The 23924-nt window shown below is 64.0% G+C and carries 24 protein-coding genes; 15 read left to right on the top strand and 9 right to left on the bottom strand.

Going from position 1 to position 23924, the window contains the following annotated elements; translation table 11 throughout:
* Positions 1-59 precede the first annotated feature (59 nt).
* Genes N2605_RS04320 through N2605_RS04275 form a run of 10 tightly spaced genes read left to right on the top strand, consistent with a single transcriptional unit; the run spans position 60 to position 9696 of the window.
* Positions 60-995 carry a branched-chain amino acid ABC transporter permease gene (locus N2605_RS04320; RefSeq protein ID WP_036035780.1) on the top strand — a complete coding sequence of 312 codons (936 nt, stop codon included), beginning with the start codon at positions 60-62 and terminating at the stop codon, positions 993-995.
* A 2-nt stretch (positions 996-997) separates the two neighbouring features.
* The gene (locus tag N2605_RS04315; RefSeq protein WP_225128799.1) at positions 998-2770 is read left to right on the top strand and encodes a branched-chain amino acid ABC transporter ATP-binding protein/permease; all 1773 of its coding nucleotides are present in this window, start codon (positions 998-1000) and stop codon (positions 2768-2770) included.
* The gene (locus tag N2605_RS04310; protein WP_036011537.1) at positions 2757-3464 is read left to right on the top strand and encodes an ABC transporter ATP-binding protein; all 708 of its coding nucleotides are present in this window, start codon (positions 2757-2759) and stop codon (positions 3462-3464) included. The genes N2605_RS04315 and N2605_RS04310 overlap by 14 nt, the downstream gene beginning before the upstream one ends.
* 31 nt (positions 3465-3495) lie before the next feature.
* Positions 3496-4728 carry an ABC transporter substrate-binding protein gene (locus tag N2605_RS04305; RefSeq protein WP_128262831.1) on the top strand — a complete coding sequence of 411 codons (1233 nt, stop codon included), beginning with the start codon at positions 3496-3498 and terminating at the stop codon, positions 4726-4728.
* 31 nt (positions 4729-4759) lie between these two features.
* Positions 4760-5995 carry an ABC transporter substrate-binding protein gene (locus N2605_RS04300; protein WP_225157900.1) on the top strand — a complete coding sequence of 412 codons (1236 nt, stop codon included), beginning with the start codon at positions 4760-4762 and terminating at the stop codon, positions 5993-5995.
* Positions 5996-6024: 29 nt separating this feature from the next.
* Positions 6025-6405, top strand: a complete 381-nt coding sequence (locus N2605_RS04295; protein ID WP_036011548.1) for a carboxymuconolactone decarboxylase family protein — start codon at positions 6025-6027, stop codon at positions 6403-6405.
* 16 nt (positions 6406-6421) lie between these two features.
* The gene (locus N2605_RS04290) at positions 6422-7192 is read left to right on the top strand and encodes an SDR family oxidoreductase (RefSeq protein WP_260345915.1); all 771 of its coding nucleotides are present in this window, start codon (positions 6422-6424) and stop codon (positions 7190-7192) included.
* Positions 7193-7216: 24 nt separating this feature from the next.
* Positions 7217-7957 (top strand): SDR family oxidoreductase, encoded by a 741-nt coding sequence (locus tag N2605_RS04285; protein WP_225157899.1) that lies wholly within the window; start codon positions 7217-7219, stop codon positions 7955-7957.
* A 23-nt stretch (positions 7958-7980) separates the two neighbouring features.
* The gene (locus tag N2605_RS04280; RefSeq protein WP_050991723.1) at positions 7981-8697 is read left to right on the top strand and encodes a GntR family transcriptional regulator; all 717 of its coding nucleotides are present in this window, start codon (positions 7981-7983) and stop codon (positions 8695-8697) included.
* A gap of 24 nt (positions 8698-8721) precedes the next feature.
* A complete protein-coding gene (locus tag N2605_RS04275; protein WP_225189089.1) occupies positions 8722-9696 on the top strand; it encodes a tripartite tricarboxylate transporter substrate-binding protein in 975 nt (324 codons plus the stop codon).
* A gap of 27 nt (positions 9697-9723) precedes the next feature.
* Here the strand turns inward: N2605_RS04275 and N2605_RS04270 are convergent, their stop codons facing one another.
* From N2605_RS04270 to N2605_RS04235, 8 genes are all read right to left on the bottom strand, one after another.
* A complete protein-coding gene (locus N2605_RS04270) occupies positions 9724-10470 on the bottom strand; it encodes an SDR family NAD(P)-dependent oxidoreductase (RefSeq protein ID WP_057026125.1) in 747 nt (248 codons plus the stop codon).
* A gap of 58 nt (positions 10471-10528) precedes the next feature.
* On the bottom strand, positions 10529-11491 hold the full coding sequence (locus tag N2605_RS04265; protein ID WP_225147735.1) for a carbohydrate kinase family protein: 963 nt from the start codon (positions 11489-11491) through the stop codon (positions 10529-10531).
* 32 nt (positions 11492-11523) lie between these two features.
* Entirely contained in the window at positions 11524-12216 is a 693-nt protein-coding gene (locus N2605_RS04260; RefSeq protein WP_225147736.1) for an L-fuculose-phosphate aldolase, read from the bottom strand.
* Positions 12217-12235: 19 nt separating this feature from the next.
* The gene (locus N2605_RS04255; protein WP_311735354.1) at positions 12236-12895 is read right to left on the bottom strand and encodes a hypothetical protein; all 660 of its coding nucleotides are present in this window, start codon (positions 12893-12895) and stop codon (positions 12236-12238) included.
* Positions 12896-13021: 126 nt separating this feature from the next.
* Complete coding sequence (locus tag N2605_RS04250; RefSeq protein ID WP_036026687.1) at positions 13022-13591, bottom strand: peroxidase-related enzyme; 570 nt, start codon at positions 13589-13591, stop codon at positions 13022-13024.
* Between the two features lie 14 nt (positions 13592-13605).
* The gene (locus N2605_RS04245; RefSeq protein WP_260345913.1) at positions 13606-15915 is read right to left on the bottom strand and encodes a molybdopterin-dependent oxidoreductase; all 2310 of its coding nucleotides are present in this window, start codon (positions 15913-15915) and stop codon (positions 13606-13608) included.
* Positions 15912-16670, bottom strand: coding sequence for a CoA transferase (locus tag N2605_RS04240; protein ID WP_225189085.1), 759 nt, complete (start codon positions 16668-16670; stop codon positions 15912-15914). Before N2605_RS04240 ends, N2605_RS04245 begins: the two co-directional genes overlap by 4 nt.
* Positions 16670-17479 carry a CoA transferase subunit A gene (locus tag N2605_RS04235; RefSeq protein WP_128262920.1) on the bottom strand — a complete coding sequence of 270 codons (810 nt, stop codon included), beginning with the start codon at positions 17477-17479 and terminating at the stop codon, positions 16670-16672. Before N2605_RS04235 ends, N2605_RS04240 begins: the two co-directional genes overlap by 1 nt.
* 241 nt (positions 17480-17720) lie before the next feature.
* Between N2605_RS04235 and N2605_RS04230 the strand changes: the two genes are divergently transcribed.
* From N2605_RS04230 to N2605_RS04215, 4 genes are all read left to right on the top strand, one after another.
* Complete coding sequence (locus N2605_RS04230; RefSeq protein ID WP_260345912.1) at positions 17721-18875, top strand: ABC transporter ATP-binding protein; 1155 nt, start codon at positions 17721-17723, stop codon at positions 18873-18875.
* Positions 18872-20662 (top strand): ABC transporter permease subunit, encoded by a 1791-nt coding sequence (locus N2605_RS04225; protein ID WP_260345911.1) that lies wholly within the window; start codon positions 18872-18874, stop codon positions 20660-20662. The genes N2605_RS04230 and N2605_RS04225 overlap by 4 nt, the downstream gene beginning before the upstream one ends.
* 32 nt (positions 20663-20694) lie before the next feature.
* Complete coding sequence (locus tag N2605_RS04220) at positions 20695-21789, top strand: extracellular solute-binding protein (RefSeq protein WP_057026117.1); 1095 nt, start codon at positions 20695-20697, stop codon at positions 21787-21789.
* A gap of 113 nt (positions 21790-21902) precedes the next feature.
* Positions 21903-22718: an IclR family transcriptional regulator gene (locus N2605_RS04215; protein ID WP_036026695.1), complete on the top strand. Its 816-nt coding sequence runs from the start codon at positions 21903-21905 to the stop codon at positions 22716-22718.
* A gap of 114 nt (positions 22719-22832) precedes the next feature.
* Here N2605_RS04215 and N2605_RS04210 read toward each other — a convergent pair whose 3' ends face one another.
* Positions 22833-23213, bottom strand: coding sequence for a hypothetical protein (locus N2605_RS04210; protein ID WP_225157891.1), 381 nt, complete (start codon positions 23211-23213; stop codon positions 22833-22835).
* Between the two features lie 365 nt (positions 23214-23578).
* On the opposite strand from N2605_RS04210, the gene N2605_RS04205 reads away from it, so the two are divergent.
* Positions 23579-23890, top strand: a complete 312-nt coding sequence (locus tag N2605_RS04205) for a hypothetical protein (protein WP_225114043.1) — start codon at positions 23579-23581, stop codon at positions 23888-23890.
* Positions 23891-23924 lie beyond the last annotated feature (34 nt).

The following is a 23924-nucleotide window of genomic DNA, read 5'->3' as shown; positions in this document are numbered from 1 at the left end:
GGAAACATGGTCGACTTCGAGACCCGCTTAGGTTCGTCAGCCGCGCGGAGGCGAAGCTGATGGAAGGATTTTTGCAAGCGCTCGCCGCGGGCCTTCTGATCGGCGCCGTCTACGGCCTGATGTGCGTCGGGCTCGGCCTGATCTTCGGCGTCATGCGCGTCATTAACTTCGCCCATGGCGATTTCATGATGCTCGGCATGTACACTGCCTTCTATCTGTTCACCGCCGCCGGCGTTCAGTCGTTCTTCGGCAATGCCGTCGGACCGTTCGTCTCCATCCTGCTGGCCGGCCCCGTGCTTGCCGTATTCGGCTACTTCGTCCACCGGGCACTGATCTCGCACGTCTCGGGGACGCGCACCGCCTCGCTCGAAGGCGAGGGACACTACGCCCAGCTGATCCTCACGCTCGGCATCGCGCTGATCCTGCAGAACGGCGGCCTCATCGTGTTCGGCTCGGTGCTGGCCTCGATCCGCACGCCGCTGTCGAGCTCGGCGTGGGAGCTCGGCCCCTTCTTCGACATGAGCATCTTTCTCAACAAGGCCCGCAGCATCGACATGATCGTTTCGCTGGTCATGATGATCCTGCTTTCGCTGCTGATCACGCGCACGCGGATCGGCAAATCGCTTCGCGCCGCCGCGGATAATCCGACCGCCGCGACCTATATGGGCATCGACGTCGACCGCGCGCACCGAACCGCCTTCGCGCTCGGCTGCGGCATCACGGCGATCGCCGGCGGCCTCCTCGCTACGAACTATCCGTTCCACCCGTTCGTCGGCCTCGAATACGTCATCGTCATGTATGCGGGCGTCGTGCTCGGCGGCATGGGCAGCATCATCGGCGCGTTCTGGGGCGGCATGACGATCGGGCTCGTGCAGCAGATGTCGACGCTGATCCTGCCGACGCAGCTGCAGAACGCCGCGATCTTCGCCGTCTTCCTCCTCATCATCTTCTTTCGACCGCAAGGCTTCTTCGGGCGGATGGTGGAGAGGACGTGATCATGCTCCGGATGCGCTCCTTTCTTCCTCCCCTGCTCTTCACCATCGCCTATGCTGCGCTGTCGCTCGGCGTCACCAACTCCTACTACCAGCTCATCCTGACGCTGGTGCCGGTGTGGGCGGTGTTCGGCCTCTCCTGGAACCTGCTCAGCGGCTACACCGGGCTGATCTCGTTCGGCCACGCCGCGTTCTTCGGCATCGGCGCCTATGCAACCGCGCTTGGCCAGATCTACTTCGACATCTCCCCCTGGCTGCTGATCCCCATTGCCGCCGTGCTTGGCGGCATCGCCGGGCTGCTGATCGGATTTCCGACCTTCCGCCTCCAGGGCCACTATTTCGCCCTGGCGATGCTCGCCTACCCGCTTGCCATCCTCTACGTGTTCGAGTGGCTCGGCTTCCAGGAGGTGACCCTTCCGATCAAGCGCGACGCGCCGATCGCCTACATGCAATTCGCCGATCCGCGCATCTACACGCTGCTGGGACTCGCAATCATGCTTGCCACCATCGTGCTGACGCAATTCATCGAGCGCTCCCGCTTCGGCATGGCACTGCTCGCAATCAAGCAGAACGAGGCCGCCGCCGAGGCAGCCGGGATCAATACGCTCGCCTGGAAGCTGCGCGCGATTACGCTTAGCGGGGCCATTGCCGCGGCGATCGGCGGCTTTTACGCGCAGGTGTTATTGGTCGTGACGCCGCAATCGGTGTTCGGCATGCTGGTGTCGGCCCAGGCGCTGACGGTCGCGATGTTCGGCGGCGTCGGCACGGTCTGGGGGCCGGTGATCGGCTCCGTGATCCTGATCCCGCTCGCCGAGATACTGCATGCCGAAGCCGGCGCGCGCTTCCCCGGCATCCAGGGCGTGATCTTCGGCTTCGCCATCGTCTGCGTCATCCTGCTGGCCCCGGAAGGCCTGTTCTGGAAGCTGCGCGATCTCCTGCGCAAACGGATCGCGCCTAAGGCGCCTGCCTCCGACCTGCCCGAAACATCGGCTGCCAACGTCACCACGCTGAAGCCCGCACCGCGACAGCGGGCTGCCACCGGGGAAGTCATGCTCGAAGTCAAGAACCTGTCGCGGTCCTTCGGCGGCCTCAAGGCCGTGCAGGATGTCAGCTTCAAGCTGCACCAGAACGAGATCCTCGGCATCATCGGCCCCAATGGCGCCGGCAAGACCACGCTGTTCAATCTCCTCAACGGCTTCCTGAAACCGAGCGAGGGCGAGGTCTTGATCGATGGCCGCAACATGTCCGGCCAACGGCCGCACGTGATCTGCGAGGCCGGCATCGGCCGCACCTTCCAGGTGATGCGACCATTCCTGCGCATGTCGATCCTCGACAATGTCGTGGTCGGTGCCTATGTGCGCGCGCGGTCCGACGACGAAGCCCGCAAGCTTGCCGCCGATGCAGTTGCCCGTGTCGGGCTCTCTGCCGTCGCCGACCGTGTCGCCGGCGAGCTTTCGACCAAGGAGCTGCGGCTGATGGAGCTTGCCCGCGCGATCGCCGGCCAACCACGCATCCTGCTGCTCGACGAGACCCTCGCGGGCCTCGGCCACGGCGAGGCGGACGAGGTCGTCGCCGTGATCCAGCAGCTCGCGCGCGACGGCATGACCATCGCGATCATCGAGCACACGATGCAGGCGATGGTCCGGCTGGTCGACAGGTTCGTCGTACTCGACCACGGCGCCGTCATCACCGAAGGCCTGCCGGAAGTGGTGACGCGCGACAACCGGGTGATCGAGGCCTATCTCGGCAAGAAATGGGTGGGCCATGCTGCGAATTGAGGGATTGAGCGCGGGCTATTCCGCCAAACCCGTGCTGAACGACATCTCGATCAATGTCGGCGCCGGCCAGTTCGTCGCCATCGTCGGGCCAAACGGCGCCGGCAAGACCACGCTGTTCAAGACCATCTCCGGCATCGTCAAGCCGAGCGGCGGGGCCATCACCTTCGACGGCGTCGACCTCCTCGCAGTGCCGCCGCCGCAGCGCGCCCATCTCGGCATCGCCCACGTCCCCGAGGGCCGCCAGGTCTTTCCCTCGCTGACCGTGATGGAGAATCTGGAGATGGGTGCGATGACGGAGAGCGGTCGACGCGACTGGCAGAGCAACATCGAGCGCATCTTCGAATGGCTTCCGGTGCTGAAGGAGCGTCGCAGCCAGTTCGCGGGCACGATGTCAGGCGGCCAGCAGCAGATGCTCGCGATCGGCCGCGGCCTCGCCTCCTCGCCGAAACTCTTGATGCTGGACGAACCCTCGATGGGGCTGGCGCCCTCAACCGCCGACTTCATCTTCGATCGGCTGATCGAGATTCGCCGCCAGTCCGGGCTGACCATGCTGCTGGTCGAGCAGCGCGTCGCGGAAGCGCTGGAATCCGCGGACCACGGCTACGTCCTCGAAGCCGGCCATGTCGTGCTCGAAGGCAACAACGACACGCTGCGCGCCGACGACCGCGTGCGCAAGGCCTATCTCGGCATGTGACAACCATAAAAAAGACCAGGGAGTAAACAAAATGAACAAGACATCGGAGGGACTCTCGCGACGGACCGTGCTGTCCGGCGCCGCCGCCGTGGGCCTTGCCGGCGTGGCACGCGCGCAGACACCGGCCGAGATCAAGGTCGGGCTGATCGTGCCGCTGTCGGGCATCTACACCCGCCCCGGCCAGGTGATGAAGATGGGCGCCGAGATGGGTATCGAGCACATCAACGCGCAGGGCGGCATCAAGGCGCTCGGCGGCGCCAAGCTGAAGCTCGTCGTGATCGATTGCGGCGACACCACCGAGAAGGCCAAGAACGCGGCGCAACGCATGGTGGCGCAGGAGCCGGATCTCGTCGCTGCCACCGGCTCCTATCTCTCGTCCTTCACGCTGGCGGTCACCGAGGTGACCGAGCGTGCCGAGCTGCCGGTGCTGACGCTGTCCTATTCGGACCTTCTGACCGACCGCGGTTTCAAATACATCTTCCAGACCGCCGCGACCGCGAGCCGCCAGTCCGAGCTCGGATTGCCGACTCTGATGAAGCTCGCGGAGAACGCCTCGGGCAAGAAGCCGAAGACGGTCGCGATGCTGATGGACAACACCGCGACTTCGGTTGCCACGGCCAAGGCGCTGAAGGAGAAGCTGTTCGCGCAGGAAGGCCTCCAGCTCGTCGTCGAGGAAGTCTGGACCCCGCCGCTGTCGGATGCGACGCCGCTGATCCAGAAAGTCCGCTCGGCCAAGCCCGATCTGCTGCTGTTCATGCCGAACGCGGTGTCGGACGCCAAGCTGGGGCTCGAGAAGATCAGCGAGTTTGGCCTTGGCCAGGGCAAGATCCCGACCGTGTCCTTCAGCATCACCATCGCCGAACCGGACATGCTGCAGAGCGTGAGCCCGGAGACAGTGCAGGGCATCATGACCATCGTCGCCAATTGGGGCTCGAAAGGTCACGAGGCGCTGATCGCCGAGCTCAAGGCGAAATACAAGGAGCCCTGGATGACGCAGAACGTCATCTCGACCTATGGCGACATGTGGCTGATGAAGGAAGCCTTGGAAAAGGCCGGTAAGGCCGACCGCAATGCGGTCGCGCAGGCCTTCCGCACCATGGATGCCGGACCGTCGAAATACTATCCCGGCGGACAGCTCAAGTTCGACGAGAAGGGCCGCAGGGTCGGCGCCGGCGTCGTCATCGTGCAATGGCAATCGGGCGTGCCAGTCACCGTCTATCCGCCCGAGCTCGCGCAGGCGCAGCCGTTCTGGCCGAAGAAATAGCATCGCACGCTTTTCAGGGAGGAGGATTGTCATGAGAACAACGAGCAAGATCAGGATCACCCGTCGAACACTGCTTGCGGGCGCGTCCGGCACGCTGATCGCATCCCGTGCCTGGGCACAGCAGCCATCTGAGGTGAAAGTCGGCCTCTTGGTGCCGATCTCCGGCATCTACGCCCGTCCCGGCACGGTGATGCGTCAGGGCGCCGAGATGGCGGTCGAGCACATCAACGCGCAAGGCGGAGTCAAGGCGCTCGGCGGCGCCAAGCTGAAGCTCCTGGTGCTCGATTCCGGCGACACAACTGAGAAGGCCAAGAACGCCGCCCAGCGTATGGTGGCGCAGGAGAGCGACCTGGTCGCGGCAAGCGGCGCCTACCTGTCATCCTTCACGCTCGCGGTCACCGAGGTCACGGAACGCGCCAACTTGCCCGTCCTCACCCTCTCCTACTCCGATCTGATCACGGATCGCGGCTTCAAATACGTATTCCAGACCTCGGCCACGGCAGCCTCACAGGCCCGTCAGGCCTTGCCGCAAATCATCAAGCTGGCCGAGACGGCATCGGGCAAGCGGCCGAAGACGGTCGCGATCCTCACCGACAACACGGCCGCGTCGATCGCCTCGGCGAAATCGATGCGCGAGGGCCTCTTGGCAGAGAACCAGCTGCAGCTGATCGTGGACGAGACCTTCACGCCGCCGCTGGCGGACGCGACGTCGCTGGTTCAGAAGATTCGCTCGGCCAAGCCCGACCTGCTCTTCTTCCTGCCGACGGTGATCTCCGACGCCAAGCTGCTGCTCGAGAAGATGAACGAGTTCGGCCTCGGCCAGGGCAAGGTGCCGACCATCTCGTTCGGCATCGCCATCGCCGAGCCTGACATGCTGCAGACCGTGAGCCCGGAACTGCTCCAGGGAGTCCTGACCTGCGTTGCGAGCTGGGGCGCCAAGGGCCACGAGGCGCTGATCGCCGAGTTGAAGACCCGCTACAAGGAGCCGTGGATGACGCAGAATGCGATCTCCACCTATGGCGACATGTGGGTGATCAAGGACGCGCTGGAGAAGGCCGGCAAGGCCGACCGCGTTGCCGTCGGCGAAGCGCTGCGCACCATGGATGCAGGCCCCTCGAAATATTACCCGCTCGGCGAGATCAAGTTCGACCAGAAAGGCCGCCGCGTCGGCGCCGGCATGACCATCGTGCAGTGGCAATCCGGCGTGCCGGTGACGGTGTTCCCGCCTGAGCTTGCGCTGGCCAAACCGTTCTGGCCGAAGACCTGAGAACGCCCGAACGAGAAACGGAGAACAGAATGGACAAGGCGACCTACGACCGCGGCCTCGAAATCCGCAAAAGCGTGCTCGGCAGCGAGTTCGTCGACAAGGCGATCGCGTCCGCGGACGAGTTCAACCGCCCGATGCAGGATCTGACCACCGAGTATTGCTGGGGTTACGTCTGGGGCCGCGAAGGGCTGACGCGAAAGACGCGCAGCTTCCTCAATCTGGCGATGCTCTGCGCGCTCAACCGTCCGCACGAACTGAAGACCCACGTCCGCGGCGCCCTCGCCAATGGCGCGACCAAAGAGGAGATCCGCGAGGTCTTCATGCAGGTCGCGATCTATTGCGGCGTGCCGGCCGGCGTGGACGCGTTCCGCAACGCGAAGGAAGTCTTCGCCGAGCTCGACAAGAAATAAGGGCGGGCGGGCTGCGATGAAGGGCAAATGGGCACTCGTGACCGGCGCGACCGCAGGCCTTGGCCTCGCCATCGCGGAAGGCCTGGCCGGCGCGGGCTGCAACATTGTCCTGCACGACCTCGTTGCGCCGAAGCAGCCCGCGGACGACCTCAGCGCCCGCTTCGGCATCGAGGTCATCCCCGCCGCTGCCGATCTGTCCGGGCGCGACGACATCGAGAGCATGATGGTCGGCCTGCTCGACCGCTGCGGAGTCATCGACATCCTTGTCAACAACGCCGTTGTCAGGCATTTCTCGACGATCGAGCAGTTTCCACCCGATCGCTGGGACCAGGCGCTCGCTGTTAACCTGTCGGCGCCGTTCCACCTGATCCGCCTTGCGCTGCCCGCGATGAAGCAGCGCGGCTGGGGCCGGATCATCAATATCGGCTCGATCTATTCGAGCCGCGCGGTCGAAGATCGCATCGACTACGTCACGACCAAAGCGGCAATCCTCGGCATGACCCGCGCGGTGGCCATCGAGACCGCCCGCAGCGGAATCACCTGCAACGCGCTCTGCCCGGGTACGCTGCCGACGCCGGCGATCCTGAACAAGATCGCGACGATGGCAGCGAATAGCGGACGCCCCGTCGATGACGTGACCCGCGAATATCTTGGCGAGCGCCAGCCGACGCAGCGCTTCGTCGAAATGGATGCGGTCGCCGCCATGGTCATCTTTCTCTGCTGCACCGCGGCAAATGACATCACCGGCGCCAGCCTGCCCATCGACGGCGGCTGGTCAATCGCATGAGAGCATTGGAATGGGAGTGCTGAGATGACCGAACAACCAGGCCAGACCGTCGTCCTGACCGGCGCTGCCGGCGGCATGGGACGTGCCATCACCAAGGCGCTGCTGGACAGCGGCCGCCGCGTCGTGCTGGTCGATCGTGACGCCGAGGCGCTTCAGCAGCTGGCGGCCACCGTCGGCGACAGGGTGTTTCCGATTCAGCTCGACGTCAGCGATTTCCGGAACGTGGATAGTCTGCCGGAGGCCATCCCTGCTCATTTCAAGCCGGTCGAAATCCTCATCAACAATGCCGGGCATGACATCGGCGGCCGGACACGCTTCGACGCCGGCTCCGCCGACGACTGGTCCAACATCATCCAGACCAACCTGATTGGCCTGATGCGCGTCACCCGCGCGATCCTCCCCGACATGGTCAAGCGCAACGCCGGCCATATCGTCAACATCAGCTCTATCAACGCCGTCCGTATAGTCCCGGATATGGCGGCCTACAGCACCAGCAAGGCGGGCGTGCACATGTTCACCGAGACCCTCCGGGGCGAGCTGGCGGACACCGCGATCCGGGTCACCGAGCTCCAGCCCGGCCTGACCAGGACCAACATCATCCTGACCCGCTACCGCGGCGACAAGCAGAAGGAAAAGGACTATTTCGACCAGTTCAGGATGGCGCTTGAGCCGGCCGACATCGCCCGCTCGATCGTGTTCGCCCTGGATCAGCCCGCCCACGTTCAAATTGCCGAAATGATGATTCTGCCTGTAAACCGGTATTGAATCATTCCAACCAAGGCCCGGACATGGAAAGACGCCGCGAATTGCAGTCGACACTCCGCATCGATGACGTACCGACCGTCCGAGCGATGGTGGCGCAAAAGCTGCGCGAGGCGATCATGTCCGGCACGCTGAAACCGGGCCAGCGCCTGGTCGAGCGCGAGCTCTGCGAGATGATGGGCGTCAGCCGCCCCTCGATCCGCGAAGCACTACGCGCCCTCGAGGCCGACGGGCTGGTCAATACGGTCCCTCACCGCGGCCCTGTGGTCTCCACGATCAGCCTGGAGGAGGCCCGGCAGCTCTACGCCGCCCGCGCGGTGCTCGAAGGCTTCGCCGGCCGTGAATGCGCCAGGCTTCACGACCCGGAAGTGGCTCGCCGGATCGGGGAAGCCCTGACCCGGCTGAAGGCAGCCGCAGCCAAGCAGGACCTCGTCGGATGCCTGGAAGCCAAGACCGACTTTTACGCCGCTCTGATCGGTGGCTGCCGCAACGCGTTCATCGAGCGCATGCTCAAGCCGCTGCATGACCGAATCCAGCTGTTGCGGATCACCTCGATGTCGCAGCCGAAGCGGATCAACAAGAGCTTGCGCGAGGTTACCGCGATCTGGCGCGCGATCCAGAACGGCGATGCGGACCTCGCCGAGCGCTGCTGCGTCGACCACATCAATGCGGCTGCGGTGGCCGCGCTCGACATGATAGAAAAATCGTCGGCAGCCAAGGAGGCGGCGCCTTCCGACGACTAAAACATTGCCGCCAGGGAGTGTTCGATGACGTATCTCGTACGATCGCTGATCCTGCTTGTCCTGCTCTATCCCTGCCGCGCAGCCATTGCGGAAGACTACCCCACCCGCCCGGTCACGATGATCGTGCCGTTCTCAGCTGGCGGTCCCGGCGACGTGATCGCACGCATCCTCGGCGGCGCGATGAGTGCGACGCTGAAACAGTCGATCGTGATCGAAAACGTCGTCGGCGCCGGCGGCACGCTCGGCACCAACCGTGTCGCCAAGGCGGCCGCCGACGGCTACACGCTGCTGCTGATGCATGTCGGCCAGGCCACCGCGCCGGCCCTCTACGCCAAGCTGCCGTTCGATCCGGTCGGCGATTTCGCCCCGATCGGGCTCGTCACCGACGTCCCGATGATCCTCGTGGCGCGGCCGAACTTTCCTGCCAAGGATCTCAACGAGCTCATTGCGCGGATCCGCAATGCCGGCGACAAGATCACCTTCGGCAATGTCGGTCTCGGCTCGGCCTCACAGCTCTGCGGCTTGATGTTCATGAGCACCACCGATACCAAGCTCACCCCGATCTACTACAAGGGCGGCGGCCCAGCGCTGAACGACGTCATCGCCGGCCACATCGACGTTTATTGCGACCCTGCAACCGGGCCGACGCCTTATATTCAGTCGAACACGATCAAGGGCTACGCGATCACGAGCAAGAAGCGGGTTGCAACGCTGCCGAACGTGCCGACCTCGGCCGAGGCCGGCCTTCCCGCGTTCGACGTGACGACCTGGTATGGCCTCTACGCCCCGCGCGGCACGCCGAAGCCCGTAGTCGACCAACTCGTCGGCGCGCTGCAGACCGCGCTGAAGGATCCCGCCCTGATCGATCGGTTTGGTGAGCTCAGCATGTCCCCGGTTGAACCCGAACGCGCGACGCCGGAAGCCCTTGAAGCCTTTCTCAAGGCTGAGATCGGCAAATGGGGAAGGATTATCAAGGCAGCCGGGATCGAGCCGCAATAGGTTAGTTAGAGCGGATCGACCCCGTTGCTAACTGTAAAAGATGCCTCCGTCCACGTTGAGGGCTTGGCCGGTCACAAACGCAGAATCGTCAGACGCAAAGAACGCAACGGGCCCGACGACGTCCTCCGGCTGCCCGAGCCGGTGCAGGTCCGTGACCTTCTCGAAATAGGCGACACGCTCGGGATCGCGGAGATTGTTCATCCCCATCTCCGTCACGATGATGCCCGGGCATACGGCATTGACCGTGATGCCGTAGCCGCCGAACTCCATGGACGACACCCGGGTGAAGCCGACCACCGCCGACTTCGATGCAGCATAGTGGGACTGTCCCGGACCGCCCGTTCGAGCGGCGAGCGAGGCGATGTTGACGATCCGCCCGTATTTGCGCTCCTTCATATGTGGCACCACGGCCTGGGTCATCTGGAAGACGCCGCGCGTGTTGACGGCGAAGGTCTGATCCCATGTCTCGGTCGTCAGCTCGTCGATCGTCGCCAGCCTGAGGATGCCCGCATTGTTGACGAGGACATCGACGTGCCCGAGACCCTGGACGGCTTCAGCCACCGCACGCCTGCAATCGCCGATATCGCTGACGTCGCCCAGCACCGGGATGCAGCGGCCGCCAAGCTTGCCGACCTCGGCGACGGTCTCGAGCAGAACCTTCTCCTGGGCCGCGATGTCGGTCAGCGCGAGATCGTAGCCTCGCCTTGCAAGCCCAATGGCTATTGCACGGCCAATGCCGCGGCTTGCTCCCGTCACGATCGCATGTCGGGCCATGTTGCGTTCTCCCCTGTTATTTCCAATGAATGTTGGTTCTTTACCGGCGTTGAAAAGATCAGGCGCGAGCCGGCTTGCGGACTGGCAAGGTGTTCATGGCCTTCACGGTTTCCTCGAAGGATACGAGATTGGCGCCCGAACCCAGCCCCGTCGCGACGATCGCGGCCGTCGCGGTCGCGAGCTTGGCGCAGTCGAGCAGGTCCCAGTCGCGAGCCAGCCCCGCGATGAAGCCGCCCGTATAGGAATCGCCGCATCCCGACGTATCGCGAACGGCAACGTCGAACGCCGGCACCGTGAACTGGCGCCCGTCGCGGGTCATCACGAAGGAACCATCGGCGCCGAGAGAGATGGCGCAGGCCCCTGCTCCCTTGTCGATGAAGAACCGGGCGCATGCGGCGGGATCGTCGGTTCCCACCATGGCGTTGGTCTCGTCGATGCTCGGCATGAAGAAGTCAACGTAAGGCAGCAGAGGCTCGACCAGCGCCAGCGTCTCACGCCGCGCCTGGATGAGATCGAGCGTCGTCGTGCAACCAGCGGCTTTCGCGTCCTGAAGCAATGCGACGGAAGGCGCTCCATCCATCGCAAGCAGAGAGCCGACCCCGCCGAGATGGAGAATTTTGCTCCGGCATGCGGCTACTTGCGTTTCGGGCGCGATCCGCCATCGGGCTGAGGCGCCCCTCGCATGCATGACCGGACGCGAGCCGTCGGGCCGGATCGGCAAAATCGTTGCAGAGGTTGGAGCGCCGGTCATTCGCTCCATCAGAGCGATATCGATGCCTTCGCGCTCCAGCGCGTTCAGCATCCAATCAGCCTTCTCGTCGGAGCCGACGGCACCAACCGCGAGCGCCTTCAAGCCGAGCCGCGCGCAAGGAACGACCGTTCCGCCGGCCGTGCCGGCGACCGCGAGCCGGATTTCCTCGATCAACAACCGGCCACCTCCGGGTGGGATCTCGGTAACGGGGACCCCGAGAATATCCAGGATGTAAGTGCCGCAGACGCTGACGTCGTGAGTGTAGGCCATGAGTTCTCGCAAGGCAGGGGATTATTCGTGATCTAGCTCGACAGCTGGGTAATCTTGGGCGCGCCCTCGCTATCGCGCAGGCCGTAATGCCCCCATCGCTTCAGGATGCTGTCGATCTCCTCGTCCGGTAGCAGCGGAGGAGAGCCAAGTTGAAGACAGCCGTGATACTGCTTGGCGAGCACCTCGACCTCCACCGCGAGCCACAAGGCTTTGCGCAGGTTGGGACCGATGGCGATCAGCCCGTGATGTGCGAGGAGGCAGGCGCGGCGATAGCGAAGCGCGTTCAGGGCCGCCTGCGACAGTTCGGCCGTACCATATTGCGCATAGGGCGCGCAGGGGATGTCGTTGCCGCCGGCCGCGGCAATCATGTAGTGAATCGCAGGGATCGAGCGATTCATGATCGCGATGATGGTGCAAAAGACCGGATGGGCGTGAACGACGGCGCCAACCTCCGGCTTCGACTTGAGGATGTCGAGGTGAAAACGCCATTCGGTCGACGGAACATTGCCGGCCGATGCAGTCCATGAGCCGTCCCACTTCATGGCCACGATGTCTTCGGGCTTCATGCGGTCGTAGGGAAGACCGGACGGCGTCAGGAGGATGCCGTCGTCGGCTCGAACGCTGATGTTTCCGGACGTTCCCTGGTTGATGCCTTGCGCCGCCATCTCGCGGCACGCGTCGATGATGGATTGACGAAGTTCGAGCTCTGCTTCGCGGCCGATCATACCTTGCTTCCACCCTGGTTCATGCACTTGCTCCGAGCTGGACCTGACGGTCGACCAACAGCCAGGTGGCTCGCGCGGTCGCCAGCACCTCCTGCTCGGCATCGAGCAAAGCACTCTCGGCAAACAACTTGCGGCCTTCCCGCCCGGTCGGCCACGCCACCACCGCACATCGATCTCCGGGACGCGGCCGGCGTTCGATCCGAGCGGCCATGCGTCCGAGCAGCGCCGTTTCGTCGCCCTTCAATCCCAGGTGACGGGCGCCAACGCTGCAATAGCCGGTCGGGCAATCGAGAGCGGCCCAGACGAATTCGGGCGCGACATGGCCGTCCGCACCGGACAGGCTCCGATGAGGTACCCAGGAGGCCGCGAACACGACGGGCTTGCCCGGGACAGCGCCCGCCTGCAGCGGGCCTGCGAAGATGCGAAGACCATCGCCGTGACCACGCGCGGGGCCACAGACAAAACAAGTCGGAAGGTTATGGGTCTGCTCTTCGTAGGGTGTTCGGCCGGCCGCCTCTTCGGCCGCCTCGTAGCTTACCCTGGGAACGTCCGGCACATCGATGTCTGTTGCACGCACCGTCGCGAGCAGCTTGTCTTTCTCGCGCAACTCGATCCCGCCGTCGGCCCCCGTCAGCACGTCGAGCGACCGCTCCAGCGGCGGTGGGGCGCGCAACGTCACTTCGGCGTCTCCACTGACGTGCCTTGCGAGACATCCGCATACATAACCGCCGTTGCCGGAGTTGGGTGGGCCCCGGAAGCGCCTGTCGATGACCAGCGATACCATTGCAGCTCTCGTTCGCGGCGTTTAGCGTCCCATCGCGAAGAACTCGTCGTTCGGACGCATGCTGGTGACGTTGGCGAGGCGGTTCGACATGCCGAAGAATGCAGCGATGGCTGCGATGTCCCAGACGTCCTCCTCGGTGAATCCATGTCCCTTGAGATCCACGAGGTCGGAATCGTCCACCTCATAGGCGCGCACCGAGACCTTCATCGCGAAATCGAGCATCGCCCTTTGCCGCGCGGTGATATCGGCCTTGCGGTAGTTGACGGCGACCTGGTCCGCAATCAGCGGATTCTTCGCCCGCACGCGCAGGATGGCGCCGTGCGCCACGACGCAATACTGGCATTGGTTGGCGCTGCTGGTCGCGACGACGATCATCTCGCGCTCGGCCTTGGTGATCGGCCCCGGCTTGTCCATGAGAGCGTCGTGATAGGCGAAGAACGCCCGGAACTCGTCCGGACGATGCGCAAGTGTCAGGAAGACGTTCGGGACGAATCCAGACTTCTCCTGAACGGCCTCGATCCGTGCGCGGATATCCTCCGGCAGCGTCGCGATATCGGGAACGGGAAAGCGGCTGATCGCGGTTGCAGACATGTTCCAAGCTCCTGTTAGACTGCCGCAAGCGCGACGAGCGTTTCCTGATAGGCCTCGAACGCATCGCGCCGATCGGCGGCGTAGGGCTCGACCCGCACCAGGCAGGTATGGGCCGAGCAGCCCTGGCCGAATTGAGACGTGCCGATGTCGAGCGTGAGCACGTTCGGATTGCCGGCGACCTCGAGGCCGCTATTGCCGGTCGGTGTGAACCAGGCGCCGGTCGGGAGCACAAGCACCCACCGGCGGACCTCGTCGCTGACCTCAGCAGTCGCAAGGCATTCCCCGCGGTCGTTCCAGATGCGGATCGTCTGGCCGTCGACGATGCCGAGAGCAGCCGCGTCGTCAGGATGAAGACGGGCCTGTTCACGGCCATTGCGTTTCATGACGCGGCTCGATGGGCCGGTTTCAAGCTGGCTGTGAAGACGACCAGCCGGCTGATGCGAGATGAGGTGCATTTGGCCAGCTTCTGCAGTGCCGAGCCATTCGGCGGGCTCGATCCAGGCAGGATGCGAGCGGCAGTCGGGATAGTCGAGCCTGGCAAGCGTCTCGCTGCCGAGTACGATCTTCCCGCTTTCGGTGTTGAGCGGGTATTCCTCGGGCTCGTTGCGGAAGTCGGCCAGGAACGTGTGGTCTGCCTTGACCGGGCAGTGGGCATAGCCGGATTCCCAGAACGCATCGAACTCCGGCATGGCGAAACCAAAGCGCTTCGAAGCGTCGTCCCGGCAGGCTTCGTAGAGATGCCGGACCCAACCCATTTCGTCGCGGCCTTCGTTGAAGCGCTCGGCCACACCGAGCTTGCCTGCAATCGCGTTGAAGATATCGAAGTCGGAGCGGGCTTCGCCCAGCGGCTCGATGGCCTTCTTCATGGCCAGGATGAAGTCGGAGCGCCTGTTGCCGGCAAGATCGTTACGCTCGATCGACGTGGTTGCCGGCAGCACGATGTCGGCCCGTTGGGCTGTCGCGGTGAACATCGGGTCCTGCACGATGATCGTTTCGGGCCTCGTCCAGGCTTCCGACAGGCGGTTGAGATCCTGATGATGGTGGTAAGGATTGCCGCCCGCCCAATAGACCAGCCTCGTATCCGGATAGGAGCGGATCTCGCCTTCATAGCTGAATGGCCGACCGGGATTGAGCAGCATGTCGCTGATGCGCGCCACCGGGATGAAGCTGTCGATCGGCCTCATCAGCTGTGAAATGGCTGGAGACTTGCCGAGATTGAGCGGGGCCCCGACACCTCCCAGCGAAGCATAGCCGTAGCCGACACCGCCGCCCGGCAGCCCGATCTGGCCGATTATCGAGGCCAGTCCGAGCGCCGCCCAGAACGGCTGTTCGCCGTGATGGGCACGCTGCAGACTCCAGCTCACCGTCAACATGCTCCGCGTGTCGACCAGGCGCCTTGCGAGCTCGGCAATCTGGCCTGCACCGAGCCCGCAGATGCCGGCGGCCCACAAGGCGTCCTTTCGTCCGCCATCCGCCTTGCCTTCGAGATAGCGAAGAAGACGATCCGCGCCGCTGGTGCAGCGCGCAAGGAAATCAGTGTCGTGCCGGCCGGCCTTCACGATCTCGCCGGCGAGGCCGAGCATCAGCGCAGTGTCGGCGTTCGGCCGGATCGGCCACCATTCGGCATCGACCCAGTCCGGCAGATCGTCCTTCAGCGGTGAGACGTGGATGACCTTGACGCCACGCTCGACGATTTTCCTGAGATAAGTCTCGAGGCGGTGGCTGCCAATTCCTCCGGCCTCGTTTTGCGCGGTTCGTGGCGACAGAGCGCCGAACACCACCAGCGTCTCGGTGTGCTGCGCGATCGTGTCGAGCGTATTGGCGCGGCCGCCACACGCGTCGTCGTTGCCCAGCGTGTGGCGCAGGATCACCGGACCCGCCGCGATGGAATAGGTATCGACGTGCCGGGTGAAGCCGCCAACCAGATTGAGCATGCGCTTCAGAAGCGAAGAGGCATGATGCAGGCGCCCCGAATTCGTCCAACCATAGGAGCCCGCAAAGATCGATGCGTTCCCGAACGCGTCGGCGACGCGGCGCACTTCGTCGGCAACCAGCGTCGTCGCCTCGTCCCAGCTGACCGGAACGAACTTCTCTCGGCCACGCCCGCGGCGATCGCTCTTTTCGCGCTTGTCCAGCCAGCCGGAACGGACCATCGGCCGCAGCACGCGCCGCTCGGGATTTGCCCATTCGGCAATAGAATGGATGATCGGGGACGGCGCCGGATCGTGCTGGAACGGCTCGATGCCCACGATGCGATTATCCTCGAGGAGGATCGTGTACGCACCCCAATGGCTGCAATGCGGGATCCGTTTGATCCTGCTCATGCGTCCACCGCTCCAAGTTCGCGCCGCATCTGCGCGGCGAATTCGGGATAGGTCTCGGCGAGTTCGTCGAACACGCGGCCGCGGAGCAGATCGAGTGTCGATCGATCGGGCAGCGCGGTCTGCCGCGGCTCGGCTTCATGCTCGAATCGAAAGCCGGTCGCTTGCTTGATCTCCGCAAGATCGTGCCCGGGGTGAACACTCTCCAGCTCGAACCCCGGCCGCGACTTGTCGAATCGAAAGAGTCCCTTGCCGGTCAAGAGAGCCACGGGGCCGCCGCTCCGGAAGACTCCCTCGGGACTGACGCCGGGGGCACTGATGAAGTCGACCTTCTCGACGAAGACGCGCGGCGTATGCTCCTCGCGGAACAGGATGACCCGCGGCACGACGAAATAGAGATAGGCCGACCCGAACGAGCCGGGCCAGCGCACGCTGGAGCGCGGATAGTCACCGGTGCCGACGAGGTTCACGTTGCCAAGGCCGTCGATCTGGCCGCCGCCGAGGAAGAACGCGTCGATCCGGCCCTGACCTGCACAATCGAACAGCTCCGCCGAACCGTTGGTGAAGAAATTATGCTCGACAGAACCGAGGATGGAGATGCGTGGACCAACGGCGCCACGCGCCTCCTTCATTGCACGCAGCAGCATCGCGCCAGCGGCAGGAATCGGAGAGGAGGCGCCTACGGCAACATGCCTGACGCCATCGAGCAGCCGCGCGATCGTGCAAATCAGCACTTCGCGAGGGAGAACGTCCGACATCACGCGGGCTCCATCTGCGCCTGCGCCATATAGGCCGAGAAGCCATCGGCCGTTCGCGCGGCCTTCGCATAACGCGCGATCTCCGCGCTATCGGCGGGATACTCGCCCCATAAACCGTATGGCCATGCGCCCTTCGGTGCGCGCGCGACTGCCGTGACGTAGAGTGCCGGCAGCACGCCGGCCGCGCTCATCTCGTCGGCGAGCAGATTTTCCTCGACGATGCGCTCCACCGTGACGAGAACTGTCTGCGAAGCGTAGGCCATTGCGGCAAGCTCGCGGCGTCGCCCGATCCAGACATTGCCGAAGCGATCAGCCATCGGCACATGGAAGATCGTGACGTCAGGCTTGATGGCGGGAATCAGCACGATCGGATCGCCTCCATCCGCCAGCGGATTGTCGACGACACGCCAATCGTCGCGGTGGCGCAGCAGATCCGTTCCGATCAGCCCGCGAAGGGGCATGAAGGGGCTGCCCTTCTGCGCCGCCATCAGGCCCGCATGGATGGCAGGACAGGTCGCGTCCTTCAGTCGAACCGCGCCTTCCTTGACCGCCGCGTTGAACCGGGGCGCTCCACCTGCTTCGCCCAGCGAGACCGCACTGGTCTCCACCGTCCGGACCAGACCTGCGCCGACAAGCTGGTCGAGCTGCAATCCGCCGGTTGGCACGCAGACCAGATCGAGATCGCCCGCGCCATGCTCGATCATTGGACGCGTCATGGCCATGGAGACGCCGGCGTAATCGACGGGCAGCGCGACGCGCATGCCCGGCTCGATGTGCTTCGCCATGACGCGAGGCTCGCTCAACACCATCATCCTCCCGGCTTTGTTCTATATTGTAGAACGCAATTCCAAATTATGTTAGGCGGATTTGGACGATGCTGTCAATCTGGCTTCGCCGGCGGAGCCTTCATTTCCAGGACTTTCGCGCGCAGCCGGCCGCAGCAGCGCACCTTTGCGCCGCGATCAGGCGGCGCGACTTGACAAGACGACGCGCTGCTCCAACAATAATTGGAATGACGTTCTATAATATAGAACATACTGGGAGGATAGAATGGGCGAGCCTTCGGCTCAGCGTGCGATGCGCTCTGGCGATGCGAACGTTCGGACATTGCCGACCGGCCGCCTCCGGGACCGCGACGCGTTCGGATCGAGCATTGCCGTCCGTGAAGCGGTGAAAGCTTACGGCAACTTTCATGCGGTCGACCGGATCAGCATCGACATCGAGCCCGGCGAATTCATCACGCTTCTTGGCCCATCCGGCAGCGGAAAGACGACGCTGCTCAACCTTGTCGCCGGATTCCAGAGCCTCGACAGCGGCGAGATCCTCGTCGACGGCAAGCCGGTCCACAACGTACCCACGCACAAGCGCGGCTTCGGCATGGTGTTCCAGAGCTACGCGCTGTTTCCGAACATGACGGTCAGCCAGAACGTCGCGTTTCCGCTTCGGATGGCGGGGGTTGACCGGGCGACCGCGGAGCGCCGCGTCGCCGAAACGCTGGAGATCATGCGGCTGACGGAGCATGCGACGAAGTCTCCCTCGCAAATGTCGGGTGGACAGCAGCAGCGCGTCGCGATTGCCCGCGCCATCGTTAGGAAGCCCAAGGTCGTGCTGATGGACGAGCCCCTCAGCGCCCTCGACCGGCGGTTGCGCGAGCAGATCCAGATCGAGATCCGCGACCTTCACCAGACCATCGGCAGCACGATCCTGTTCGTCGCCCATGACCAGGGCGAAGCCCTGACGATGAGCGATCGCATCGCGGTACTCAACGCCGGCAAGATCGTTCAGATCGGCCGCCCCCTGGACATCTACCGGCATCCGACAGATCGCTTCGTCGCCTCGTTCGTCGGCGAGAGCAATCTGATCGAGGCCGAGATCCTGCAGAAGCGCGGATCGACACTGACGATGAAGAACCGTGCAGGATACGTGTTCAGCGCCGAAAGCCGGGACACGATCGACGTCGGACGCGCAACTGTGCTCGTGCGTCCGGAACGCATCGCCGTGTCGAACGAGCCGGCTGCGAATTCCACGCCCGTCAGCGTCACGTCTGCGATCTTCCTCGGCGAGATCTTGCGGATCGAGGCGCAAATGGAGGGCGGAGATCCGCTCCTGATCCGCTGCACCGACATGGCCGACCGGCCGCTGCCGGCCGTCGGCGATCGTCTGCACGTGAGCTGGGGCGCCGCGGACTGCTGGGTGCTTGCATGACCGCGGCATCGATCGGCGTCCAGGCAGGCCGTCCTGCGGATCTCGATCTCGTCAGGAGGTTGAAGGATCCGGCGCTGCTGCTCCTGCCCGCGCTCGCGTTTCTGGCCTTCATCTATCTGCTCCCGCTGATCGATCTCATCCGCATCAGCGTGAGCGGGCCGTCGTGGTCGACCTATTTCGAGCGGGTATTCGCCATACCGCTCTATTGGGATTCGCTCGTCCGCACGATGCAGATCTCGGTCACCGTCGCCGGACTGTGCCTGCTGTTCGGATATCCGACGGCGCTGCTCATTCACCGCAGCCGCGGCATGACCCAGGCCCTGATCGCGACGGCGATCGTGCTGCCCTATTTCATCGCCATCCTGATCCGGACCTACGCCTGGATGGTCCTGCTCGGCCGCAACGGGCCGGTCAACAAGCTGCTGGTTTCGGTCGGAATATTGAGCGAGCCGGTGCAGCTCCTCTTCAATCGCGGCACGGTGCTTCTCGGCATGACCGCGGTGCTTCTGCCGCTGATGGTGCTGACGATCTATTCCAGCGTGGCGCGCCTCGATCAAAGCCTGACCCGCGCGGCGCTGGCCAGCGGCGCCGGGCCCATTGCGGCGTTCTGGCGCGTGTTGCTGCCGCTGACCCTACCCGGGATGGGCGCCGGCTTCCTGCTGGTCTTCGTCGCAGCGATCGGGTTCTTCATTACGCCCACGCTGCTCGGGGGACCCGGCGACCAGATGTTTGCCATGCATATCACGCAGCAGGCGGACTCGGTCACATCGGAGGGATTCCTGCAGGCCTTGGGCGTGGTGCTGCTGACGATCACGCTGGCGGTGGTCGCGGTGGCCGGACGCTTCCTCGGCTTCGAGTTCATTTGGGGCGGCCGCAAGCTGACCGAGGCCGCACCGACGACGACTAACCGCTACGCCGCCGATGACGGCCGCCGTAGTTTCGGCGCCTCAGCTGCCGACTTGATAGGCTGGCCGCTTCTGAGACTTTTCGGGCGGCTGCCGGCGAGCTTCGGGACCTGGACAGTTCGCCTTCTGGGCGGACTGGTCATTACCGTTCTCATCCTGCCGATCATCGTGGTGATGATCATTTCCTTCAGCAGCGCAAGCTATCTGACCTTCCCGCCGCCGGGCTTCTCATTTCGCTGGTATGAGCAGTTCTTCTCCGATTCGAACTGGATGCGGGCGTTCTGGACATCCTTGGTCGTCGCGGCGATGTCGGCCGGAATCGCGATCGTGCTGGGCGCGTCGGCCGCCCTCGGCATCGTCAGGAGCAGCATTCGCGGCAAGTCCACCATCATGCTGCTGCTCGTAAGTCCGATCATCGTGCCTCCGGTCGTGCTCGGCCTGTCGCTCTACAGCCTGTTCCTGCGTTTCGACCTGGTCGGCTCCGTCTTCGGCCTTGCCGCGGCGCATGCGATCGGCGGCCTTCCGCTCGTCGTGGTGATCCTGTCCGCATCGCTTCAAGGCGTCGATACCAGGCTCGAACAGGCAGCTTCCGTCCATGGCGCATCGTCCCTGACCGTGTTCCGCCTGGTGACGCTGCCGGCCATCATGCCGGGCCTCGCTGCCGCGACATTCTTCGCCTTCCTGCACTCGTTCGACGAGCTGGTGCTGACGCTGTTCCTGTCGAGCGCGGAGCTGAAGACGCTCCCGCTCATGCTGTGGGGCGACATCAATTACCGGCTCAATCCGGTGCTGGCCGTGGTCTCGACGCTGGAGGTGCTGCTGGTGGTCGCAGGGCTCGTCTTTGCACGGCCCGTTCTCGCCACGTCGCGGAAGGCAACGTGACACAGATCAATTTCAACTGGAGGAAAGAGAAAATGCTGGGAATGAAACGCTGGCGACTGTCGGTTTCCGTATTGGCCTCGGCCCTGTGCATCGCGATGGGGACGGGCCTGGCTCAGGCTCAGAGCAACGTCGTGATCATGCAGGACCCGGGCGGCGGATATGGCGATGCATTGCGCAAGGTCATGTACGATCCGTTCGAGAAGGCGACCGGCATCAAGGTGGTCACCGTCCAGGAGGCGCGTAGCGGCCCACGCATCAAGGCTCAGGCCGAAGCCGGCAAAGCTCAATGGGACCTGACGTTCATCTTCGACCAGGAGACCAAGCTGCTCGGCGACTGTTGTCTCGCCGACATCGACTATTCCAAGCTGTCCGACGCGGCCAAGCAGACGCTGGCGGCCATGCCGGACAATCTTAAGCGCAAGAAGGGCGTGGCGCTGCAGGTGATCGGCGTCGGCCTCGTCTACAACAAGGACAAGTACAAGGGCGAGAACGTGCCGACCAGCTGGGCCGACTTCTGGGACGTGAAGAAATTCCCTGGTCGGCGCTGCATGCCCGCCTGGCCGCGTTTCGTCTTCGAGGCGGCGCTGATGGCCGACGGCGTAGAGAAGAGCAAGCTCTACCCGATCGACATGGAGCGGGCGCTGAAGAAGGTCAAGGAGATCAAGCCACACATTGCCAAATGGTGGACGACATCCGCACAGCCGCCGCAGCTCCTGCTCGACGGCGAGGCCGACATGTGCATGGCCTACACCGGTTCGATGAGCAAGCTCGCGCTGGAGGGCGCCCCGATCGAGCTGACTTTCAATCAGGGCTTCATCTACTACGACTTCTTCTCGATTCCCAAGGGAGCGCCGAACTACGACAACGCGCTGAAACTGCTGTCCTGGCGGCTCGAGCCCAAGCGCGCGGCGCAGCTCACCTCGACCTTCCCGGTCGCCCTTCCCTCCCAGGTCGTGTTCGAGGCCGCAACCGACAAGAAGCTCGCGCGCTACTGGGCCAACAACCCGGACAACGTCTCGAAAGCGATCGAATGGAGCCCGGATTATTGGGGCGCGACTTCTCCGGCTGGAAATTCCACCAATGAAGAGTACGGGCAGGAGAAGCTCAACGCCTTGCTGGCCCAGTAAGCAGGCTGATCAGCCCCGATCCGAAAGGATCGGGGTTAATTCCACACCCGGGCTATTGCCGTTCGCGCGGCCATGCTAGATCGAGTGAAATATCATTCTATTTTGGCTGGTGGATGGATAAGGCTTTTACCAAGGGACTGCGTCTCCTGGAAGCACTTGCTCTGAGCGAGCAGCCCCGCGGCGTCACTGACCTCGCGAGCGAGCTGAAGCTCACCAAGAGCAACGTGCATCGGCTGCTGATGACTTTGCAGTCTCAAGGCTATGTGCGCCAGATCCCCCCGCACAGCACCTACGAGCTCACGACCAAGATCTGGGCGCTCGGCAGCCATGTCATCCATCGGATGGATCTCATCAACGTCGCGCGACCGGCAATGACGAAGCTTGCCGAGATCACCGGCGAAACCATTCACCTGTCGGTGCTCGAGGACACCGACGTGGTCTATGTCGACAAGATCGAAAGCGCTCACCATATCCGCGCCCATACAAGCGTGGGCATGCGCGCACCCGCTTTCACCATGGCGACAGGCAAAGCGATGCTCGCACATATGCCTGATGACTACCTGGAACGGTTCCGGCCGCATCTGAGGCGCTACACGGAAGCGACGCGAACGACGATCGAGGAGCTGCGGGAGGACATCGAGCTGGCACGCGCGCAGGGCTACTCCTCCGTCCTGCACGGCGAGTGGCGCGAGGGCATCGCCGCCTGCGCTTGTGCCATCCTCGGTCGTTCCGGCGAACTCGTGGGAGCGATTGGCATGTCCGGGCCCGACAGCCGCATCAAGCGCAAGCAGATAAAAGAATATTCGGTTCACGTGATGGAGGCAGCCCGAACCATCGGCGCTGCCCTCGGCTATTCCAGTAGGCCGGCGGCATATCCAGCAATGCGAGGCGGTCCTAGACAGTCACATCAATCACGACGAGCCACCTGATCTTTCCAGGACGGCGTTGGTGCCGGGCAACGGAAGCAGCCGCTGCTCGTCCATCGCGGACTTCAGATCGAGGTCCGCACCCGTATACCCGGCCAGGAAGTGGGCATCCCCCGCTCACTCGCAAAAGCCGAGGGCGACAACGGCATCGGCTTCACGGACGCGCTTGATTCGCTCGACCGCGCCCGCGCCGCCGATCGCAGCGGCGACATCGACGCGTGCAGCCGGGAGATCGCACGCGCGCGGGCCGTCCTGAGATAGCAAATGCCGCTCTAGGGTCGAAGGCAAGGCGATGCGCGCAACGCGGTCGTGCAGCCGTGGGAGCAGGACGTGCGTTCTGGAAATACTCGCCCGAGCGCAGGTTTCTAATGTCAATGCAATCAGGTGGAGCCTTCTCCATGCATAAACAGCACTCATCGAACAATAGGCCACACACGGGCCGGGATCGCGCCGAGCCTTCTTGATGAATTTCAGTGCGATGCTTGCTGCGTCTTGCACCTGCCACTAGGGGTTCGATCAGCGTCCGACTTCAGCATCCGGGCGGCAGCACCGGCGACACGCCGGGCGTTGGTGCTGCGCCTGAAGCGTTCGCCGGCAGCACAGTCGCAGGCGAGGCGAGATTCATCGAGACGCCTTCCATGCAAGCCGAGCTGTTCGGGCTGGGCACAACCGCAGCGTTCGGGTCTATGCCCGTCCCACCGGCACCACTGGCTTCCGCCTGAATCGTACCAGGTGCGGGGCTTGTAGCCACTTGCGCGATCGACAATGGCAGGGACGCAGCGCTCGTCACCTCTCCCCCCGGCGTCGAGCTGCATCCGACCGTCGTACCTGTTCCTGAGGGCGCAGCTGAGGAAATCGTACCGGTGGCGCTGCTGTTCTGCCTTATCACCGGCAGCAACGGCGCCGCGATGCCCGGTGGTGCAAGGCCTGTCGGCGATACGGTCGGCGTCGCCGGCACCGGCGTCGGCGATGACGACGGCGGAGCGCAGACGACCACCGTCCCCGGCGTCGTCGGATCCGACGCGAGCGGAACCGGCGCCAGCGTCGTATCCGGAGCACCTGACACGGTCGTTGCGGAAAACGGCCCGGGACTGTTGAGCGGTGAGACCACGATCGCGCCCGGCACCGTCGGCAGATCCATTGCAGTAGTGCCGGTCGTTGCGACCTGTGCCTGACTAGCAGAGCTTCCGAGCAGCAACGCCGTCGCCG

The organism is Bradyrhizobium yuanmingense, assembly GCF_025200905.1.
GTDB classification, from domain to species: Bacteria; Pseudomonadota; Alphaproteobacteria; order Rhizobiales; family Xanthobacteraceae; genus Bradyrhizobium; species Bradyrhizobium yuanmingense.
Note: the sequence above shows the minus strand (reverse complement) of the source record. Positions and strands in the feature narration are given on the sequence as shown.